13 protein-coding genes are annotated in these 18,676 nt (G+C 69.0%); 7 read left to right on the forward strand and 6 right to left on the reverse strand.

Translation table 11 applies throughout. The features are described 5' to 3' along the window. The first annotated feature begins 18 nt into the window (after positions 1 to 18). From DAT35_RS06375 to DAT35_RS06390, 4 genes are all read left to right on the forward strand, one after another. Positions 19 to 1,551, forward strand: a complete 1,533-nt coding sequence (locus DAT35_RS06375) for an Hsp70 family protein (protein ID WP_108065993.1) — start codon at positions 19 to 21, stop codon at positions 1,549 to 1,551. A gap of 15 nt (positions 1,552 to 1,566) precedes the next feature. After that, positions 1,567 to 2,499: a DnaJ domain-containing protein gene (locus tag DAT35_RS06380; RefSeq protein WP_108065994.1), complete on the forward strand. Its 933-nt coding sequence runs from the start codon at positions 1,567 to 1,569 to the stop codon at positions 2,497 to 2,499. A gap of 428 nt (positions 2,500 to 2,927) precedes the next feature. Beyond that, positions 2,928 to 6,059 (forward strand): TonB-dependent receptor, encoded by a 3,132-nt coding sequence (locus DAT35_RS06385; RefSeq protein ID WP_158501575.1) that lies wholly within the window; start codon positions 2,928 to 2,930, stop codon positions 6,057 to 6,059. An 83-nt stretch (positions 6,060 to 6,142) separates the two neighbouring features. After that, a complete protein-coding gene (locus DAT35_RS06390; RefSeq protein WP_146209592.1) occupies positions 6,143 to 7,384 on the forward strand; it encodes a phosphatidylserine/phosphatidylglycerophosphate/cardiolipin synthase family protein in 1,242 nt (413 codons plus the stop codon). A 41-nt stretch (positions 7,385 to 7,425) separates the two neighbouring features. Here DAT35_RS06390 and DAT35_RS06395 read toward each other — a convergent pair whose 3' ends face one another. After that, entirely contained in the window at positions 7,426 to 8,082 is a 657-nt protein-coding gene (locus tag DAT35_RS06395; RefSeq protein ID WP_108065997.1) for a 2-hydroxychromene-2-carboxylate isomerase, read from the reverse strand. A 42-nt stretch (positions 8,083 to 8,124) separates the two neighbouring features. Then, positions 8,125 to 8,982, reverse strand: a complete 858-nt coding sequence (locus DAT35_RS06400; RefSeq protein WP_108065998.1) for a hypothetical protein — start codon at positions 8,980 to 8,982, stop codon at positions 8,125 to 8,127. A 90-nt stretch (positions 8,983 to 9,072) separates the two neighbouring features. Here DAT35_RS06400 and DAT35_RS06405 point away from each other — a divergent pair, with 90 nt between their 5' ends. Further along, entirely contained in the window at positions 9,073 to 10,485 is a 1,413-nt protein-coding gene (locus DAT35_RS06405) for a DHA2 family efflux MFS transporter permease subunit (protein ID WP_108065999.1), read from the forward strand. 15 nt (positions 10,486 to 10,500) lie between these two features. Here the strand turns inward: DAT35_RS06405 and DAT35_RS06410 are convergent, their stop codons facing one another. Further along, positions 10,501 to 11,514 (reverse strand): phosphatase PAP2 family protein, encoded by a 1,014-nt coding sequence (locus DAT35_RS06410; RefSeq protein WP_146209593.1) that lies wholly within the window; start codon positions 11,512 to 11,514, stop codon positions 10,501 to 10,503. Positions 11,515 to 11,698: 184 nt separating this feature from the next. Between DAT35_RS06410 and DAT35_RS06415 the strand changes: the two genes are divergently transcribed. Continuing rightward, positions 11,699 to 12,343, forward strand: coding sequence for a TetR family transcriptional regulator (locus DAT35_RS06415; RefSeq protein ID WP_108066001.1), 645 nt, complete (start codon positions 11,699 to 11,701; stop codon positions 12,341 to 12,343). Between the two features lie 54 nt (positions 12,344 to 12,397). On the opposite strand, the gene DAT35_RS06420 is transcribed toward DAT35_RS06415, so the two are convergent. The 3 genes from DAT35_RS06420 to DAT35_RS06430 all read right to left on the reverse strand — a co-directional run bounded on the left by DAT35_RS06420 (position 12,398) and on the right by DAT35_RS06430 (position 17,029). Continuing rightward, positions 12,398 to 15,346 carry a DEAD/DEAH box helicase gene (locus tag DAT35_RS06420; RefSeq protein ID WP_108066002.1) on the reverse strand — a complete coding sequence of 983 codons (2,949 nt, stop codon included), beginning with the start codon at positions 15,344 to 15,346 and terminating at the stop codon, positions 12,398 to 12,400. 101 nt (positions 15,347 to 15,447) lie between these two features. After that, a complete protein-coding gene (locus tag DAT35_RS06425; protein ID WP_146209594.1) occupies positions 15,448 to 16,377 on the reverse strand; it encodes a hypothetical protein in 930 nt (309 codons plus the stop codon). Between the two features lie 13 nt (positions 16,378 to 16,390). Continuing rightward, positions 16,391 to 17,029: a hypothetical protein gene (locus tag DAT35_RS06430; protein WP_108066004.1), complete on the reverse strand. Its 639-nt coding sequence runs from the start codon at positions 17,027 to 17,029 to the stop codon at positions 16,391 to 16,393. A gap of 389 nt (positions 17,030 to 17,418) precedes the next feature. On the opposite strand from DAT35_RS06430, the gene DAT35_RS06435 reads away from it, so the two are divergent. Beyond that, the gene (locus DAT35_RS06435; protein ID WP_108066005.1) at positions 17,419 to 18,675 is read left to right on the forward strand and encodes an ATP-binding protein; all 1,257 of its coding nucleotides are present in this window, start codon (positions 17,419 to 17,421) and stop codon (positions 18,673 to 18,675) included. The last annotated feature ends 1 nt before the right edge of the window (position 18,676 follow it).

The following is an 18,676-nucleotide window of genomic DNA, read 5'->3' on the forward strand; positions in this document are numbered from 1 at the left end:
GCCAGGGGGAGGGGGTGTATGGGAATCGTTCTCGGAATCGACCTCGGCACGACGAACAGCTGCATGGCCGTCGTCGATCCATCCACCGGCCAGGCCCGCGTCCTTCCCAACCGCGAGGGCGAGCGCACCACACCCTCCGTCGTCGGCTTCGATGCCTCGGGCAAGGTAACGGTGGGCAGCACCGCGCACCGCCAGGCCGTGCTCCACCCGCGCGAAACCATCTTCGGCGTGAAGCGGCTCATCGGCCGGCGCTTCTCGGACCCCGCGGTGCAGAAGCTCATGAAGCTGCTGCCCTACGAGGTGGTGTCCGACCCCGCGGGCAACGCCGCGGTGCGCGTGCACGGCCAGGTGATGAGCCCGGCCGAGGTGTCCAGCCACGTGCTGCGCTGCCTCAAGGAGAGCGCCGAGGCCCAGCTCGGCCAGCCCGTGGAAGGCGCCGTCATCACCGTGCCCGCCTACTTCGACGAGGTGCAGCGCCAGGAGACGAAGGCCGCGGGCCAGCGCGCCGGGCTCACCGTGCACCGGCTCATCAACGAGCCCACCGCCGCCATGCTCGCCAGTCGCTTCGACGAGTCGCGCCCGGAAAACATCGCCGTGTTCGACCTGGGCGGCGGCACCTTCGACATCTCCCTGCTCCACGTGGAGGACGAGGTGGTGCAGGTGCTCTCCACCTGCGGCGACAACTTCCTGGGCGGCGACAACTTCGACGAGCTCGTGGTGGAGGCCCTGCGCCGCATCTTCCTCAAGCAGACCGGGGTGGACCTGACCGGCAACCCCGAGGCTCTCTGGCGCCTCAAGGACTCCGCCGAGTCCACCAAGCGCACCCTCTCCGAGCTGGACCAGACGTCCATCGACCTGGCCTACCTCGCCGCCACCCCCCAGGGGCCCCTGCACCTGTCCATCCCCTCCTTCTCGCGCACGCTCCTGGAGAACCTGGTGGCCCGGGAGCTGGAGCGGCTGCGTGCCCCCTGCGAGCAGGCGCTCCAGGACGCGGGCCTCACGGTGAAGGACATCCACCGCGTCATCCTCGTGGGCGGCATGACGCGCATGCCCGCGGTGCGCACCCGCGCGGAGCAGTACCTGGGCCACCCCGGCGAGCGCTCCGTCAATCCCGACGAGGCCGTGGCCATGGGCGCCGCGCTCGAGGCGGACATCGTCACCGGCACCTCGCCCGAAATGCCCAAGGTGCTGCTGCTGGACGTGCTCTCGCGCAGCCTGGGCATCCGCACCGAGGGCGGCCGCTTCAGCGTGCTCATCCCTCGCAACACCACCATCCCCGCGCGGGAGACGAAGGTCTTCGCCACCACCTTCGACCAGCAAACTCACGTGGACATCGAGGTCTATCAGGGCGAGGCTCCCACCGTGGACGGCAACCGCTACCTCGGAGAGCTCCAACTGGCCGGACTGCCCGCCGCGGCGGCCGGGTCCGTGCGGGTGGCCGTGGACTTCACCATCGACGCGGACGGCATCCTCCACGTCACCGCACGGGAGCCCGCCACCGGCCGCAAGGCCGAGGCCACGCTGCGCCCCCCCACCGCCTCCTCTCCTTGAGCGGAGGGTGCTCCCATGTCCCAGGACCCCTCCCCCTTCCACGACAAGAATCCCTTCGAGGTGCTCGGCTTGCTGGGCACGGAGGACCTGCCCGCCATCCGCAAGGCCTTCCTGCGCATCGCCGCGCAGACCCACCCGGACCGGCTCCGGATGAAGTCCCCGGAGGAGAAGGCCCAGTCCCTGGAGCTCTTCCTGCTCGCCAAGAAGGCCTTCGAGGTGCTCTCCGCGCCCGACAAGCGGCGCGAGTGGAGCGACCGGATGGCCCGCGCGAAGCCGGCCTCCACACCAGTCCCCTGGACCCCTCTTGCCCCGGTGACGCCGCCGCCCGAGGCCCCCAGTGCTCCGGCGCCGTCACGCCCGGGGCCCGCACTGACTCCCGTCCATGGCGCACCCATCGCGCGTCCGGGGCCCGCGCTGACTCCCATTCAGGGTGTGCCCGTCGCGCGTCCTGGGCCTGCGCTGACCCCCGTCCAGGGTGTACCCGTCGCGCGTCCGGGACCCGCCGTGACTCCCACGCACGCCGTCCCCACCGCCTCGCCGCCCCCGCGCCCCGGCCAGGCCATCGCCCCCGCCGCACCCCGCACGCCTTCCTCGCCGATGCCGCACATCGCCGAGCCGAAGCCGGCCGCCGCCCCCGCCTCGCGCGGAGGTCCCCTGCCCAATGCCATGGCGCTCCAGCTCTACAAACTCGGCATGCTGGCCATGGAGTCCGCGGACTACGCCAAGGCGCTCGACCTGTTCGCCAAGGCAGCCCGGGTGGCCCCCACGCCCCGCCACCAGGCCATGGAGTTGGTGAGCCGCGGCCACCAGTACCTCAGCACGCGATTCTATGATCGCGCCCGCGAGAGCTTCGAGCGCGCCCTCCAGCTGCTGCCCGAGTGCCGCGAGGCCAAGATGGGCCTCGAACACCTCGACAAGCAGTCCAGCCGCCCCCTCAAGGGACGCTAGCACCGCCCCACACCCCGGAGGAACTGGCTGTCCACACTGCCGGACGGGTCACCTGTGTGAACTCAACGTGAAAATGACCCCCCCGGTTGGAAAATGCTCTCAACTGTTGATACATCGGCGTTCCGGCAGTGGCCGCCGTTCGCTAGGCAACGTCCGTCGTGTCGCGAGCCCAACCCTTACTCTCCCCAGGGAGGTTCTCGTGCACGCGAACGCAGCAGAAGTGGACGCCCCCAGGAGTTGCAACCGACCATGACGGCTCCGCTGCAAATCCGCCGGTCTGCATCGCCGCCGACGGGTTCCTGCTCCCCATCCAGGCCTTGCGAGGTTTCATGACTCCTCTTCGTCCATCCCACCTCAGGCTAATCGTCCTCTTCCTTACGACCGTGCTCGCATCCGGGGCGCTGGCGCAAGGAGTCACGGGTTCGGCGGTGACCGGAACCATCACCGGCCAGGAGAATAAACCGCTCCCCGGCGTGGTGGTCCAACTGCGCAATGCAGCCACCGGAACCTCCTTCACGGCGGTGACTGGCTCGTCGGGAGCCTACCTCCTCGACAACATCCCCCCGGGAGGACCCTATATCCTCACGGCCGCCATCGATGGCTACTACGGGCACACCCGCACGGACATGCGGCTGGTGCTGGGCCAGCGCCTCACCATCAACCTGCAGTTGCAGCCCTTCGAGGAGTTCCAGGAGGAGATGGTGGTCCAGGCCCAGAAGGCCGATGAGCTCCAGGATCAGGGCCGCACCGGCCCCTCGACGACCATGGACTCCACGGAGATGGCCCGCCTGCCGCTCCAGGGACGCAATTTCACCGACCTCATCGCGACCACTCCGCAGGTGAGCGGCAACGCGATGGCCGGCCAGAACAACCGCTTCAACAACATCCAGATCGACGGCGCGGCCTATAATGACCTCTTCGGTCTGGCGAGCTCCGGCACGCCGGGCGGCCAGGCCAACGCCAAGCCCATCTCCATGGAGGCCATCCAGACCTTCGTGGTGCAGGTGTCCCCGTTCGACGTGCGCTACGGCAACTTCGCGGGCGGCATGGTGAACGCCGTCACCAAGAGCGGCACCAACGAGTTCCACGGCTCGCTCTTCGGCTACGGGCAGAACAAGAGCCTCGCCGGGTTCCAGAGCGACCCGACCTTCCTCGGCTACAGCATCTGGCAGTTTGGCGGCAGCCTGGGCGGCCCCATCGTGAAGGACAAGGCGCACTTCTTCATCGCCACCGACCTCCAGGAGCGCACGTCGGCATTCGGCAACCAGTTCCAGATCGGCGGCGTGGACGCGGAAGCCGACGCGACCCGCGCGGGCTTCACCCAGTCGGAGGCCGATCGCTTCACCCGCATCCTCGCCGACAAGTACGGCGTCACCAACGCGGGAAGCGCCCTGGGCACGAACCTGCGCAACCCGGACCGGAACATCTTCGCCAAGGTCAGCACGGGCGTCATCCCGAACAGCTACCTGGAGCTGTCGTACAACTTCGTGGGTGCCCTGCAGGACTCGCTGACCCGCGCGCCGACCTCTCCGGCCGTGACGGGCCGCATGCGCGACGGCTACCAGCTGTCGAACGCCGGCTTCGCCCAGACCACCACCACCCATACCGCCCGGGCCAAGCTCACCTCGACCTTCCTCGAGGGCCGGCTCTCCAACGAGTTCCTGGCGGGCTTCTCCATCATCCGCGACGCGCGAGATCCTGCCTCGAAGCTCCCGCTCATCCTGGTCAAGGCCGGCAAGCTCGGCGCGGCCGACTCGTGGTTGGCCGCGGGCGCCGAGCGCTTCTCCCAGCTCAACGAGCTGGACCAGGACATCTACCAGCTCCAGGACAGCTTGACCCTGGCGCTCGGTAGCCACCAGCTCACCGCCGGAACGAGCACCGAGTTCTTCAAGCTCCGCAACGCCTTCCTGCAGGCGGCCACCGGCGTCTGGACCTTCGACAGCCTGGACGACTTCGAGGCCGGAAATGCCAGCGCCTTCCAGCGCCGCTTCGGAGTCAGTGATAAGCAGGAGGCGGGCACGGCCGCGTTCACCGTGGTGCAGCCGGGCTTCTACCTGCAGGACAACTGGATGGTGTTCCGGGGCCTGACGCTCACTCCCGGTATCCGGCTCGACGTGCCGTTCCTGTCCAAGGCCAACACCAATCCCTCCCTCGTGAACAACGCCGCGCTCCCCATCGACACGAGCCAGGTGCCGAGCGGCAACATCCTCTGGTCGCCCCGGTTGGGCTTCAACTGGGACGTGGACAACACGGCCAACACCATCGTCCGCGGCGGACTCGGCATCTTCTCGGGCCGGCCGCCCTACGTGTGGGTGGCCAATGCGTACGGCGTCAACGGCCTGTCCCAGGTCGAGTTGACCTGCTCCCGGACGTCGGGGAGCAAGCAGGTGCCGGCCTTCACCGTCGACCCCAACGCCCAGCCCTATGACTGCGCCGGAGGGACCCAGACGCCCACCGCGCCCACCAACCAGGGTGAGATCGACTACTTCGACCCGAAGACCAAGTACCCGCAGAACTTCCGCGTGGCGCTCGGTGCGGACCGGCGCCTGCCCCTCGGAATCGTCGCCACCGCCGACGTGCTCTACACGGCGGACGTCAACGGCTGGTACACCACCGACGAGAACCTGGTGGCTCAGGGCCAGAACGGCGAGGGCCGCATGGTGTACGGCAACCTCGCGACGGGTGGCACGGCGAGCGCGCCCCGGCTCACCTCCACGCCGACCCGCGTCGATCCGACCAACCTCACCCAGGCCGTCAAGGTGTTCAACAAGAACGGCGGGCGGGTCCTCAACGCGACCCTCCAGCTGCGGAAGGAGATCCAGGACATCGTGGATGTCAGCGTGGCCTACAGCTACACCGACGCTCGGGACCGCATCTCGCTCACGAGCTCGCAGGCCCTCTCCAACTTCCAGTTCTCGCCCATCGACGGTGACATCCAGGACCGGTACCTCCGGCCGTCGGCGTTCGACCGCACCCACCGCATCACCCTCACCGCCATCGGGACGCTGCCCTACGGCTTCAACGCGGGCGTCATCTACACGGGCCAGTCGGGCCTGCCCTACACCTGGGTCGTCAACGGTGACGTCAACGCGGACGGCATCAGCGGCAACGACCTGGCGTTCATCCCGGCGAACGCCAGCCAGATCTCCCTCCAGGACCCCTCGCAGTACGAGGCCCTGAACAAGTTCATCGACAGCCAGGACTGCCTGCGGCAGGCCAAGGGCCGCCTCGTCCAGCGCGGCGAGTGCCGCAACCCGTGGCAGAACTTCCTCAACCTGCGGCTCGGCTGGAACTCGCCCGAGATCGCCAAGGGGCAGAGGCTGGAGATCCAGGCGGACATCTTCAACGTCCTGAACCTGGTCAACCCCAAGTGGGGCCTCTTCGAGCAGGCGGCGCAGTTCGAGACCCACTCCTCGCAGTTCCTGCGCGCGGTGGGTTACGACAAGGACAACAACCGTCCGATCTACGCCTTCACCGAGCCCACCGCGGTGACGAACACGGTGTACAGCCCCACCCTCTCGCGGTGGCGCATCCAGCTCGGCGCGAGGTACGTCTTCTAACCCGCGCCAAAGCCAGACACGGTTGAACCCGGGGCCCTCCGCGAGCAATCGCGGGGGGCCCTTGGCTTTTGTATACGGTGCGCATGTCCCTCCGACGCCCCGTCTTCCTCCTCCCCCTCGTGCTGTCCCTCGCGTGCGCCGCGCCCGCCCCGGCGGTGCGTGCCTCCGCCTCCGAGTCCGCTTCCGCCCCTGACCTGGTGCTCGTGGAGAGCAGCCCGGTGGAGACGACGCTGGACCACGCGGATGTTCCAGATGCCAAGGACGTGTGGCCGGAGATGATCCACGCCGCCACGCGGACGCTGGACATCGCCGAGTTCTACCTGAGCAACGCGCCGGGCAGCCGGCTGGAGCCGGTGGTGCAGGCCATCGAGGCGGCGGCGGACCGGGGCGTGAAGGTGCGGGTGCTCGCGGAGGAGAAGTTCTACAAGACGTACCCGGAGACGCTGGAGCGGCTGGCGAAGCGGCCGGGCATCGAGATGCGCCGGCTGGACACGGCGAAGTCGATGGGCGGGGTTCTGCACGCGAAGTACTTCGTGGTGGACGGGCGCGAGGCGTACCTGGGCAGCCAGAACTTCGACTGGCGCTCGCTGGAGCACATCCAGGAGCTCGGGCTGCGCATCCGGGTGCCCGAGGTGGTGCGCTCGCTGGTAGATGTCTTCGCGCTGGACTGGGAGCTGGCGGGTGGAGGCAAGGCCCAGGCCGCGACGACGACGGTGGGCGGCCCGTTCCCGGCGCACGTCTCGGGAGGCTCGGTGCGCGTGACGCCGGCGCTGAGCCCCCAGGGCTACCTGCCGGACCCGGCCACGTGGGACCTGCCCCGGTTGGTGAAGCTCATCGACGGGGCGAAGCGCTCGGTGCGGGTGCAGGTGCTCACGTACAAGGCGAAGGGACGGGACGGCAGCACCTTCCCCGAGCTGGAGGAGGCGCTGAAGCGGGCCGCAGCGCGCGGGGTGAAGGTGGAGCTGCTGGTGGCGGACTGGAGCAAGCGCAAGGGCACCATCGAGGGCCTGCAGGCACTGCATGCGCCGCCGGGGCTGACGGTGAAGCTGGTCACCATTCCGCAGTGGTCGGGCGGGTTCGTCCCGTTCGCGCGCGTGGTGCACGCGAAGTACATGGTGGTGGACGGCGAGCAGGCGTGGGTCGGCACGAGCAACTGGGAGCGCGACTACTTCACGCAGACCCGCAACGTGGGCGTCATCGTGGAGGGCGAGGCCTTCGCGCGCCAGCTCGAGCGTTTCTTCGCGGACAACTGGTCGAGCCCCTATGCAGTGGAGGTGGACCCGAAGGCCACCTACACCGCGCCGGACATCAGCGGCACGCCGTGACCCTCTCCCTCACCCCGGGAAGAGGGCCGAAGTGAGGGTCATCAAATCCGCGATGCGGCGACCGGCAGGTTCTTGAGGCGCTCCATTTCCTCGCGGGAGAGAGGATCCTCCCCGCGCAGGAAGCGCTCCAGGTGGCTCAGCGAGTCGACGCCGAAGAAGAGCTCCCCATCGGCCACAATCGTGGGGACACCGAAGCCATCCAGCGCGAGCAACTCCTCCGTGTTGCGACGCACCTGGTCCTTCACGGCGGGCGTCTGCGCGGCCGCGAGCACCGCTTGCGCATCGAGCCCCACCGAGGTCACGACCGCGCCCACGCGCTCCGGCTCCACCAAACCACCGCCCCCGGCCCACACCGCCGAGTAGAGCGCGGTGACGAGCCGGCGCCGGGCCTCCGCGTCCTGCACCGCGGCCGTCACCCGGAGCGCGAGCAACGGGTTGAAGGGGTGCGCCGCGGGCATGACGAAGGGCACCCCGAGCTCGTGGGCGATCCGCAGCGTGTGCTTGTAGATGTAGAACCGCTTCTGCCGGACCTCCGCGGGCCCCGTCGTCCCGAGCGCATTGAGCACACCCGCGAAGAGCACCGGCACGAGCTCCACGGAGCGGCCATGACGCTCGGCCAGCGCCGGGAGTTGCGTCCACGCGAGATACGCGTACGGCGAGATGTAGTCGAAGAAGAAGCGGAGCGGGGCACGGTTCATGGCGCCGACTCTACGCCGCCACCTCGCGGATGAGCACCCCGCTCAAGGGCCCGAAGCCTCCGGATCGCCGAGATAGGTGATGTGAGAGCCCTCCACCCGCCACAGCCCCCGCGTCGTCCTGATGACGAGGGGCAACTGATAGAGCTGGCTCACGAAGACGTGTGCCTCCGTGGGCGCCGGCGTGGCGAGGTGGTTGACGAAGATGCCCGCCACGCGTCTGTTGCCCCCACCTTCATCCCGCGCCGTCATGCACGACTGGGAGAGCGCGAAGCTCTCGCGCACCTGGGTTCCGTCCTCCGCGAGGAGCAGGCGATGATGTCCACCAATCACCCGCTCCGCGGCATCCACGGTCGCAGCCAGGAGGTACACGACCCAGCCCTGCTTCCCCAGGAGCTCGCCGGGCAGCACCACCGGGTTGTACCGGTTCGAGCACGCGCGAAAGCTCGAGCGCAGCGCCGTCTGGCGCGCCAGGAACATGGCCTGGCTCGTCGCGTCGGGCGGACGTGGAGGCTCCAGGGACTCCAACCGCTGCTGCTTCCTCACGTCCTTGCCGAGGTGCACCACGTGGAGCACGCGAGGTCCCTCGGGGAGCTCGCCGAGGAACTCTACCCGGAAGCCGTCCCCCTCTCGCAGGGTGACCCAACCGCGCACGCGCTCATCGAGCGGAATGACGCCCGCCTCGATGAGCACGTCGGTGGCCACCGCCGAGGCATCATCCACTTCGTAGAGGACGTCGCCGAGCTTCGCCGCCCGCTCCACCTCGGACTGGAGCTCCGCGGGAATGGGCTTCTCCGAGACCACTTCCTTCTGGGGTGCTGGAGTGCTCGGGCGGTGGGCACACCCGAGGGCGAGCAGGGCCATCGCGAGGAACGCCAGCAGGTAGCGAGAGAACACATGCATGGGGCGATTAGACGCCACCGCTGTGCACCCGCCAACTTCCAGCATTCACGAGCATGGCCACCGCGCAGGGGACCAGACAGGGTTGCACGCATGGCCCATGCTCTGGAGACCGTCGACTACTCGAGTGGCCGTGGCCGGGGAGTGCTCCTCGCGAGCGTGCTCGGCAGCAGCATGGCGTTCCTCGACTCCACCGCCGTCAACGTCGCGCTCCATGTGCTGGACGAGGAGCTCGGCGCCGGGCTGTCCGGCCTGCAGTGGACCGTGGATGCCTACCTCCTCACCCTGGGCGCCCTCGTCCTCACCGGGGGTGCGCTCGGGGACGCGTTCGGCCAGCGGCGCATCTTCCTCACCGGACTCGGCGCCTTCGCCGCGACCTCCATGCTGTGCGGGCTCGCGCCGAGCGTGGGCTTTCTCGCCGCCGCCCGCGCCGCCCAGGGGCTCGGTGCCGCACTGCTCGTCCCCACCAGCCTCGCCCTCCTGCGCACGTCCTTCTCCGAAAAGGACCGGGACCGCGCCGTCACCGCCTGGGCCGGTCTCTCCGGTGTCAGCACCGCCGTGGGACCCCTCCTCGGAGGGTGGCTCATCGGGCTCTGGTCGTGGCGCGCCGTCTTCTTCCTCAACCTGCCGCTCGCCGTGCTCTCCGCCTGGGCCGGCCGCCGCTTCGTCCCCGCCATCGCACCCGCTCGCTCCGCCCGCGAGCTGGACTACGGCGGCGCTCTGAGCGCCACGCTGGGGCTCGCGGGCATCGTCTTCGCCCTCATCGAAGGCCCCGTCCATGGCTGGTCCCCCCTGTCCCTCTCCGCGGGTGTCGGAGGAGTCCTCTCGCTCGGGCTCTTCGTCCTCCTCCAGGCCCGCGGCCGCCATCCCATGCTCCCCCTCTCCATCTTCCGCTCCCGCGCCTTCGCCGGCGCCAACATCACCACCCTCGCTGTGTACTTCGCGCTCGGTGGTGCCACCTTCTTCATCGTGCTCGCGCTCCAGCAGGAGGTGGGCTACTCGCCCCTGGAGGCCGGTGCCGCCCTGCTCCCCATCACGGCGCTGATGCTCCTGCTCTCCCCGTCCATGGGCGGACTCATGCAGCGGATGGGCGCACGCCTTCCCATGACGCTCGGGCCGCTCGTCTGCGCGGTGGGACTCCTCCTGTTCACCCGCATCGAACGCGGTGGGAGTTACGTGGGCTCCGTGCTCCCGGGTGCCGTGGGGCTGGGGCTCGGGCTCGTGCTCACCGTCGGGCCGCTCACCGCCACCGTGCTCGACAGCGTCCCCGGCAACCAGGCGGGTATCGCCTCGGGGTTCAACAACGCCGTCGCGCGCATCGCCGGATTGCTCGCCGTGGCGCTGCTGCCCGTGGCGAGTGGGCTCGCGACCCACCCCGGGATGGACTTCCTCGTGGGCGTGCACCGCGCGCTGTGGCTCTCCGCCGCGCTGTGCGGGGTGGGCGCGGTGTGCTCCTGGGTGTTCATCCCCGGAAGAAGGCACGGGGACACGTCGAGGCCCGGATGAGCGGAGGAGCCGCGCTCAAAAGCGGAAGCCGGCCGCCACCCCCGCGCCACCCGGTGTCACCATGGGCGACACCGACACCATCAGCAGCGGGCCGACCTTCGCGGGCGCCCCTCGGGAGGCGCGGTGGTGCACCACCCACTGGCCGATGGCGTACCCCATGGCCCCGCCCCAGACGACATCCGAGAGGAAGTGGTAGTCATCCATGACGATGGTGGCCGCGAAGAGGAGCCCGAAGGCGTGCAACGCCACCGCCAGCGGCAGGCTGTCCACGTACGCCGTCGCCACACCGAGTATCGCGTAGAGGCTGGCCGTGTGGCCCGAGGGCGTACCGGCCGGGAAGAGATTGAAGGACTCGGAGGGCCCGAGGATGCGGCCGAGCCCATCACCATCATTCGGCCCCTCGCGGCCCAGCAGCAGCTTGAAGGTGAGGTGATAGGCCTGGGTCACCGCGAAGGCCTCGACCACCAGCGCCGCGAACTGCACGGCCCGCGGTTGGTCCTGCACCAACCCCCAGGCGAGGATGCCGGCCACCGTGCCATAGATGGCCCCGTTCACGAGCACGTCGCCCACCGGCGTCCAGACCTTGAAATGATCCGGCCCGAGCTTGCGGTGGATGGCATCCTGGATGGTCGCATCGAGCGGATGGTCGAGCGGAAACATCAGCGCGCCCGTCATGAGCGTCACCAGGGAGAAGGCCGCCCAGTCGGGAGCCTCCCAGCGCGCCATTCCCGCTGGAATCGCGACGATGTCGGCGAGCACCCGCAGGGGGAGCACCATCCTGCCATAGCGGTACTCATCGCCCAGGAAGAGCCCCGGCCGGGTCCTGCTGTCCGACGTCTCCGGGATGAGTCCACCGGGGCCACCGCTTCCCTCGTGGTCCGGCGCCTGCTTCGACTCGGAGCTCGACTCGGAGGGGGGCGCCTCCTCCGGCGCGGGTTGCGCGTGCGCCAGGGGAGCCAGCAACACCAGGAGCAGGACCGCGGGGAGTCCAGCCAGCCGGGACAGCATTCCTCTTCGTGAAGCACTCACGGTGGGTACCTCTTCTGCTCACAGTCCGCGGCTCGCACACGCAGGTGCCGAGCGCGGCACGGAGTGGGTCTCCCCCCGGCAATTCTCCCGGTTCAACAGGCGTTGATATCCAGGTGCGTCGCTTACTAAAAGCGATGTAATAGGAAGTCAACAGCCGTTGAAAACGCGGAGAGAGCAAGGTCCAATGGCGTTACGCAGCAACCGGGTCAAACGGGTCGCCAAGACCCAGGGTGGGCGCAAGGGCCGTCCAGCGGGTTCCCCCCCCAACCGCGAGGCCATCCTGGCCGCGGCACGCGCGCAGTTCACCGAGCACGGGTACAACAACGCCACCATCCGGGGCATCGCCGCCGACGCGGGGGTGGATCCAGCGCTGGTCCTGCACTACTTCGAGTCGAAGGAGCGGCTCTTCTCCTCGGCGATGGAGCTGGCGATCGTCCCCACGGAGCTCATCCCGCAATTGATCGCGGAGGGAAGCACCCGCCTCGGGGAGCGACTCCTGCGCACGGTGCTCGCCTCCTGGGAGAAGAGCATCCACCCGGTCAATCCCATGGTGGCGCTGCTGCGCTCGGCTACCGGGCACGAGGCCGCCGTCCGGATGCTACGGGAGTACATCAACAAGGCCGTGTCCGGCCGCGTCACCACCGAGCTCGGAGTGTCCCAGCCGCGGTTGCGTGCCGCGCTCATCGGCTCCCAGCTCATCGGTCTGGCGATGGCCCGCTTCGTCCTGCAGATCGAGCCCCTCGCCAGTGCCGACACCGAGCTGCTCGTGGGCTGCTATGCCCCCGTCCTGCAGCGCTACCTCACCGGCCCCCTGCCCGGTGACGCCTGAATCCACCGCCTCCGCGAGCCTCCCGGTTGGGCTCCGGAAGGCCCGGCGCCCGGCTCAGGAGAAGAGCTCGAGCAGGTCGTCGCGGGTGATGGCCGTCGCGGCGGACGCCTCGCTCAGGGCCGCCTCGAAGAGGGCGCGCTTCTTCTCCTGAAGCCCGAGGATCCGCTCCTCCACCGTCCCCTGCGACACCAGCCGGTACACCATCACCGGGCGCTCCTGGCCGATGCGGTGGGCACGGTCCGCCGCCTGCGCCTCCGCGGCCGGGTTCCACCACGGGTCCATCAGGAACACGTGGTCCGCCGCGGTGAGGTTGAGGCCCGTGCCACCGGCCTTGAGGGACATCAACAGCACCGGCGCTCCCTCCGCCGTCTGGAAACGCGAGGTGATCTCCCCGCGATTGGGCGTCGAGCCATCCAGGCGCTCGAAGGCGATTCCGGCGGACTTCAGGTGCGGCTCGATGAGGTCGAGCAGTGACGTCCACTGCGAGAACACCAGGGCCTTGTGTCCCTCCGACACGGCGGTGCCGAGGGCATCCACGAGCGTCTGCACCTTCGACGACGAGCTGGCGTGCTGGCCGGGAACGAGCGCCGAATGGCAGGAGGCTTGGCGCAACCGGAGCAACGCCTCCAGCGCCTTCAGCACGCTGCCGCCCTCGTTCAACAGGGCGACCACCTCCGCGCGGGTCGCCGCCATCACCGCGTCGTAGACGGCGCGCTCGCGCTCATCCAACGACACGTGCATGACGGACTCGGTGCGCGGCGGCAGCTCGGGCGCGACATCCCGCTTGAGGCGCCGCAGGACGAAGGGCCGGATGCGCTTGCGCAACCGCTCGGCCGCCTCGGAGTTGCCCTCGGTGATGGGCCGGGCGAGCCGCTCCTCGAACTGTCTGCGTCCCCCGAGCAGGCCCGGGTTGGTGAAGTGCATCAGGCTCCAGAGCTCCTCCAGCCGGTTCTCGAGCGGCGTACCGCTCAAGGCCAGACGGAAGTTCGCCTTGAGCCCGAAGGCCGAGCGCGCGACCTGGCTGTCCGGGTTCTTGATGGCCTGGGCCTCGTCCAACACGAGCGCGTCCCAGGTGCGTGCCGAGAGCACGGCCGCGTCCAGGCGCAGGATGGCGTACGTGGTGAGCGTCACGTCAGCGGACTCATCCAGGGCACGGCCGGGCCCGTGGTACACGTTCATCTTGAGCGACGGACGGAAGCGCTTGAGCTCCGCGGCCCAGTTGGGAAGTACGCTGGTGGGGCAGACCACGAGCGAGCGCGGGCCGAGCACGCACAGCGTCTGGAGCGTCTTTCCGAGGCCCATGTCGTCGGCGAGGATGCCTCCGAGCCCCGCGCTCCGGAGGAAGCCGAGCCAGCTCACGCCCTGCTGCTGATAGTGGCGCAGCGTGGCGGAGAGGTCCCCGGGCAGAGTCGGAGGCGGAAGCTTCTCGAAGCCCTCGACGAGCGGCGCCAGCCGGTCGAGTCCCGGCGGAGGCGGCTGCTCGAGCGTCTCACACAGCGCGCTCAGCTCCGGCAGGGCGTGATTGGAGACACGACCATCCGCCTGGCGCGCGGCCAGGAGGTCCGCGACGCGCTGTCCATTCTTGTCCAGCCATGCCCGAGGCAGCGGAGCCCAACCGCCCCCATCCAGGGGAACGAGCCCCAACCCTTCCGTCCACGCGCGGATGACCGCCTCGGCGTCCACGGTCCGCGTCGTCGTGCCCTTCTCCCCTTCCACCTGGAACTCGAGCGTGAAGCGCACCTCGGGAACGCCGGGCCCGGTGCCAGTGGACTCCACCTTGAGCAGGGGCCGGAGCCGCACGTCCGGGCTCACCACGCCCGCCGCGTCACCGGAGAGGTCTCCCCGCCAGCGCCGGAGCTTGTCCGCCCAGCGCACCATCTCCTGGCCCTGCACCGTCAGCCGCCGGCCGGGCACCAGGTTCAGCTCGTCGCGCAGTTGGTGGATGAGGCGCTGCTCGGCCGGCTCGTCGCGCAGCGGTACGGCCCCGCGCAGGTAGACCATCCGGCCGTTGTCGATCCGCACCGACGGCGGCGCTCCATAGACGAGCGTGGGCAGGACGGACAGCCCCGACTCGAGCTGGTTGAGCTCCAGCAGGATGCGCGGCTTCAGCTCGCGGTCGAGCGGCGGCAGGCGCTTGCTGCGGACATCAATCGGCATGCGCCGGGCCAGATCCGGGAGCACCTTCGAGGAGATTTCACCCAGTTGCTCGGGAGAGAAGGTGCGGACGACCGGCAGGTTCTGGAGCCATGCTCCGGTCATCGAGGTCTCACCCAGGCGGGCCAGCGCATCACCGACCAGGGCGACGCCGGGGCTCACGACCTCGACGATGCGGGAGTCTCGCGTCACCGACACCACCAACTGCCCGCTCCGGTCCTCGACCACGGCGCGAGGAAGGATGACCTCCTCCGAGACGGCGACGGGCCGCCCATCGAGCAGGACGTTGCGCGCCTGCTGGAGGATCTGGAGCAGCGCATCCAGCCGCTCGGGAGGCAGCGCGCCCCGCGTGCGGCGCTCCAGGAGACGATCCGCGAGCAGGTCCGACTGCTCGACCTGGAGGTTCGCGGCCTGCGCCGGCTTCGCCATCACGGCGGTGAGGCTCTCGAGGGGCTCTTCCTTCCCGTCGGCATGCACGAGCGCACGGTGGAGCTCCAGCCCACCATCCAGGCGCGTGAACCGGTACACCACGCGGGACCACCGCTTCGAGGCCACCTCCAGTGGGGCGTCCTGCTTCTCCGCCTGCTGGAGGGTGATGGCGGCCGCGACGACGTGCTCGCACGGATCCACACGGCTGGGACAGTCACACTCCCAGGCGTCGTCATTGGGATAGAGGGTGACGGTGAGGGCGACCGGGCGTCCGGGGGCGCGCACCCTGAGCTCGATCTCCCCCGGCTTCTGGGACTGGAGCACCACGGCCCCGGCACGGGAGAGGTTCACCCCGGTGGACCAGATACCGGGGCGGGCTTCCTTTCGTACGGCTTCGAGCAGTTGAGCGGTCTCGGACATGGGAGAGGCGACTCCCTACGCTCCATGGGTGCGCCGCGCAACAGGTCAGCGCAAGCCCACTGTCAGCTCCACGAAGCAGGCGGGCGCGGGTCCGCTTCCCATCACTCCACGCCGAAGAACTGACCGTGATGGAGGACGACGGTGCACGAGCCTCCCGGCGCGAGCTGGTGCCACTGCGCTTCGCTCACCGGCGCGGAATACCCCAGCCCGCGCTCGTCCCGCAGGTGGAGGATGTACTTCGCGCTCTTCTCCGTCACCCGCTCGTCCGCCAGGACCTCCGGCCAGCGCGGAGTGAAGTCCTCCGGGCCCTGCGAGCTCTCCGTGAGAGTGCGGGTCGGACCCCACCGCTCGGTATCGACGGGCAACTCATCGCCCGGCTTGAGCTGCCGCCACCGCGACTCGTCCACCTCCAGGGACTGCTCGCCCTCCACGCCCTCCTCCACGTAGAGCACGCGGTACACCGCGCTCGAGGCCCCCTCCCGCTCCCCGGCCCCCAGGGACACCTTGGGCCAGGACGGCTCCCGGTCCTCGCGGTCCTTCCCCACGGCCTTCAGGACCCGGCCTTTCATCCAGACGTTGTACTCGTACTCGTAGGACGTGCGGGTGACGGGCACCTGGATGCAGTCCTTCTCCGCCTTCTTCTTGCGCTCGCGCTTCGAGCCCGCCTTGGTGCAGCTCTCGGTGGTCTCGCGCGAGACGCGCTTGCGGATCAGCTTCGCCCCATCGGGCAGGCTCGAGCCGGTGTCCCGCCCCCGCACCCGCTTCTCGATCTGGATGACCCGCTCCCAGGCGAACCCCCTCACGAGACGCTTGAAGCGCCGTTCGGTCTTCATCTCGCGCTTCCAGAACGCGCCGACCACCTTGACCGGGATGCGCGCTCTCTCCGGCGGCAACATCGAGCGGATGAGCATCGTCCCGGCGACCCCGCCGGAGATGACGAGCGCGGCGAGCAGCAGGCTGAGCAGCCACCCCTCGCGTCCCACTGAGTTGCCCTTCGTCCCGCGGTCCCGGGGCCCTTCCTGTATCGTCATGCTTCGACGCCTTTCAGAGATACTCGCGGAGTTCGCGCACGAGGAACGCGGCGTCCCGCTCACCGACGAAGACATCCCGGACGACACCCTTCCGGTCGATGAGGACGGAGACCGGACGCTGGACGGCATGGCCGCGCAGGAGCTCCGGCATCGACTCGAGCTCGAAGGTGCCGCGCACCACTGCCGGAGGCGGCGGGGGCCTGGCGAGCAACACGTCCCTCGGCTCATCCCAGAGCGTCAACACCGCGAGGTCCGTACCACCGAGCTCGGCCAGCACCTGCTCGAGGTCCTGCATCGGGTGGTTCGCATCCTCGTTCCAGCTCGCCCTGAACTGGAGGAGGACCACCTTGCCGGACCAGGTGTCGAGCGAGCCCTGCGCTCCACTCACCACATCCGCGAAACGCACGTCGAGCCGCTTGCCCACGGGCCCCGCGAGAACGGGCTCCAGCGCCGCCACCACTGAAGAGTACGTACTGACGCCGATGAGGCCTCCCAGCAACATCAGCCCACTCAGCGTGGAGTAGAGCAGTGTCGCCCGGACGTTCTTCCTGAGCACGCCGAACACCAGCACGAAGGGGCTGGAGACGATGAGCGTCCAGGAGATGAACCGGCCCCACCCGATGATGAGCTCGACGAAGGCGATGAGTTTCATGGGTCCCTGAATCCTACCGACTCCAGGCGCTCCAGCTCGATGCAACCTGCGAACGGCGCTGCGCTGTCTTCCCTCGTGGCGAAGTTGCCGGGGAGCTGTACGTCTTCACGCGAAGCACGAGGTCTCTCCGCTCACCGAGCAGGTACGGAGCGGGAAGTGCTCTCCATGCCTCCTCGCCACCATGTCGAGCGGGCACTTTCGAGAACGACTCGAACCCGTCCTTGCAAGCCCCTTTTGTTCAATCTGCCCTACACTTTACATCATCAACGGTCGTGCTACTTCTACTTCGAGGGAGATGTTCTCCTAGATGTGGCCCAGGGCCACACTGGAGGGTCTCTCGCCAGAGGGGACAGGATCTCGTGGAAAAGAGCCGGGGAAACGAGGCGGGCATGCGTCCGGAGGGCGAGGCCTCCGGCACTGCGTCGACCCAGGACACGACAGTCGCGCAGCTACTCGAGATGATTGCGAGGCTGGTGTCCCAGGATCCTCACGCCCGATGCCCCGTGGGCGGTGGACCGCTCGCTCCGGTGGCCGCGGCGCTCAATGACCTGTCCACGCACCTCTCCGCGGGCCGCATGAGCCTGGAAGAGGCCTTCGGCATCCGGGCGCTCGTCGAGCAGTCGCCGAACATCATGTTCACCTGCGACACCGACTCGCGCGTGCGCTACGTCAACTTCAGCGTGCCCGGCCAGCCCCTCTCGCAGGTGCTGGGCACCGACCTGTACCAGTGGATTGCCCCGGAGACGGCCCCGGTGGCTCGCCAGGTCATCCAGAAGGTGCTCGCCACGGGAGAGCCCGGCGCCTACGAGGCCAGGCCCTCCGTCACCACCGGCGCCGAGTGGTTCACCGCCAGGGTGACCCCCATCAAGGTGGGCCATCAGGTGGTCGGCTTCGCGGTCATCCTCACCGACATCTCCGACCTGAAGAAGACCCAGCTGAGCCTGGAGCAATCCAACCGCGAGCTGGAGAGCTTCGCCTACGTGGCCTCGCACGACCTGCAGGAGCCGCTGCGTAAAATCCAGACCTTCGGTGAGCGGCTGAAGTCGAAGTTCTCCGACCCGCTAGGCACCGAGGGCCGCGACTACATCGACCGGATGCAGAACGCCGCGGTGCGCATGCGCCGGCTCATCGACGACCTGCTCGCCTTCTCCCGCGTGTCCTCGCAGGGGCAGCCCTTCACCCCGGTGGACCTCTCCACCATCGCCCGCGAGGTGATGGCGGACCTGGAGATGGCGCTCGAGCAGGCGGGAGCGACCATCACGCTCGGGGAGCTGCCCGCGCTCGAGGCGGATCCCCTCCAGATGCGTCAGCTCCTGCAGAACCTGGTGGGCAATGCCCTCAAGTTCCGCCAGCCCGGCGTGCCGCCCTCCATCTCCATCCGCGGCACGGTGGATGCGCACACCCGCCAGTACGAGCTGGTGGTGGAGGACAACGGCATCGGCTTCGAGGAGAAGTACGTCGACCGCATCTTCAAGGTGTTCCAACGCCTGCACGGGCGCGAGCAGTACGAAGGCACGGGAATCGGCCTCGCCATCTGCCGGAAGATCGCCGAGCGGCATGGAGGGACCATCGGAGCGCGGAGCACACCGGGCAAGGGCTCGACCTTCACCATCACGCTGCCGCTCGAGCAGCGGACGGGCAAGTGAG

This window comes from Vitiosangium sp. GDMCC 1.1324, from assembly GCF_003044305.1.
In the GTDB taxonomy this organism is placed as follows: domain Bacteria; phylum Myxococcota; class Myxococcia; order Myxococcales; family Myxococcaceae; genus Archangium.